Consider the following 1791-nt stretch of genomic DNA (forward strand, 5'->3'; position numbering starts at 1 on the left):
ATCTAACCACATATCCGAACGCCTCCATAAATGGCATTATATCAACCTTTTTATATCATGGTCAAGAAAGCAACAATCTATACGAAAACAGCGAATCGAAATGATGACGGCGCGCGAATATTTGATGCGAGATCTGAAGCTTGTAAGGGAATTGCGGTTGCCGCACTGGTGCATCGCTGCAGGCTATGTCCGCAACTGCGTTTGGGACGTCCTGCACGGTTACGCCAACCGAACGCCGCTCAACGACGTCGACGTTGTTTACTTCGACCCGGGCGATCCGAGCGAAGAGACGGAGAAACGCTGCGAATTTTTATTGAAAAGCCGGCTTGCCGAATATAATTGGTCGTTCAAAAACCAGGCTCGCATGCACATTCGCAATGGGGAAACGCCGTACCGCTCCGTTGAAGATGCGATGCGGCGATGGCCGGAAACGGCGACCGCCGTCGGCATCAGCCTCGATGACAATGGCAAATTGCAAGCCGTTGCGCCGCACGGGATGGACGATCTGTTCGGCTTGGCGGTGCGAAGAAGTCCTTATTTCGCGGATAAAGCGGCATTTTTGCGAAGAGTGCGGAGCAAAGGATGGCTGGACATATGGCCGCAATTGCGTCTAGTTGTGGATTAGGGGCGGGCGTCGCCTCCTCCGAAAACGAGGGCCGAAGCGGCATGGCGAATGACGGAGCAGGAGCGATGGAACCGTTCCTGCTCGTTCTGTGTCAGATTGAGCTCCACAAGCTCGGTGATGCCCGAGCGCGAGAGAATCGCTGGAACGCCGGCACAGACGTCTGTCTCGCCGTATTCGCCCTGCAAAATCGCCGATACGGCGGTGATCTTGTGATCGTCGTTCAGGATGGAGCGGACGATATGGGCGATAGCGTTCGCGATGCCATAGTGCGTAGATCCTTTACGCTGAAGAATCTCCCAGCCGGCGTCGCGCGTTTTGGCCTCGATTTCGTCCAGCTTCAGACCGGCAAATCTCGCCGGGTGCTGGGCAAGGATGTCGAGAATCGGCTTGCCGCCCACGGTGACGTGGGACCAGGCGGGAAATTGCGACTCTCCGTGCTCGCCCAGCACGTAGCCGCTGACACTTCGCGGGTCTACGGGCAAATATTCGCATAGCAGCGTCTTCAACCGGGACGAATCGATCGATGTGCCCGAGCCGATGACACGGTTGCGCGGAAGTCCGGATAAGCGCCACACCATGTAGGTGACCACGTCGACGGGGTTAGCCGCAGCTACGAAAATCCCGTCGAAGCCGCCGGCCATGATCCGCGGAACGAGCTCCCGGTAGATGGCGAAGGAGCTCTCCAGCAAGTCCAGCCGCGTACCGCCGGGAATCGGATTGGCTCCCGCGGAGAGAACGACGATGTCGGCGTCTCCGCAATGCTCGGGTTCGCCGGTGAAGATTTTGGTTCGGGTGAACGTGAAATCCATGCAGTGGGATAAATCCAACGCTTGCGCATAGGCGCGTTCCGGGGTCCGGTCGACGAGCAAGATCTCGTCGCATATCGATTGGTTGACGAGCGAATAGGCGCAGCTCGAACCGACCAGTCCGACGCCGACGATGGCAACTTTGCGCGTTTTTTTGGCCATTCGCATCTCCTCCGTTGTCCTGATGCCGCCCATTCCGCCGAATGTCGGCCAAAGCGGCTCAGGTTCTGAGCTACTTTCGCTCATTTCGCCGAATGTCGGCCAAAGTGTAATGCTCCCCAATGTCAAGACACGATTTTTCGAGAAATAAGTTATGTCCTCCTTCCGGTGGTTAGGATGCGATTTGCTTGCCATCGTGGG

The 1791-nt window shown here is 56.8% G+C and carries 2 protein-coding genes; one reads left to right on the forward strand and one right to left on the reverse strand.

Features of this window, described 5'->3' with window-relative positions; genetic code table 11:
• Window positions 1-124 precede the first annotated feature (124 nt).
• Window positions 125-625: a nucleotidyltransferase family protein gene (locus G485_RS0117440; RefSeq protein WP_240489195.1), complete on the forward strand. Its 501-nt coding sequence runs from the start codon at window positions 125-127 to the stop codon at window positions 623-625.
• On the opposite strand, the gene G485_RS0117445 is transcribed toward G485_RS0117440, so the two are convergent.
• Window positions 622-1593 (reverse strand): L-lactate dehydrogenase, encoded by a 972-nt coding sequence (locus G485_RS0117445; RefSeq protein ID WP_027093555.1) that lies wholly within the window; start codon window positions 1591-1593, stop codon window positions 622-624. The genes G485_RS0117440 and G485_RS0117445 overlap by 4 nt on opposite strands.
• Between the last annotated feature and the right edge of the window lie 198 nt (window positions 1594-1791).

Origin of the sequence: Cohnella thermotolerans DSM 17683 (genome assembly GCF_000429825.1) — a bacterium.
In the GTDB taxonomy this organism is placed as follows: Bacteria; Bacillota; Bacilli; order Paenibacillales; family Paenibacillaceae; genus Cohnella; species Cohnella thermotolerans.

What these genes read in the sequence shown, in the direction of transcription:
- G485_RS0117445 (WP_027093555.1), bottom strand. Translation starts at nt 1,593, where the DNA reads ATGGCCAAAAAAACGCGCAAAGTTGCCATCGTCGGCGTCGGACTGGTC.
- G485_RS0117440 (WP_240489195.1), top strand. Translation starts at nt 125, where the DNA reads ATGCGAGATCTGAAGCTTGTAAGGGAATTGCGGTTGCCGCACTGGTGC.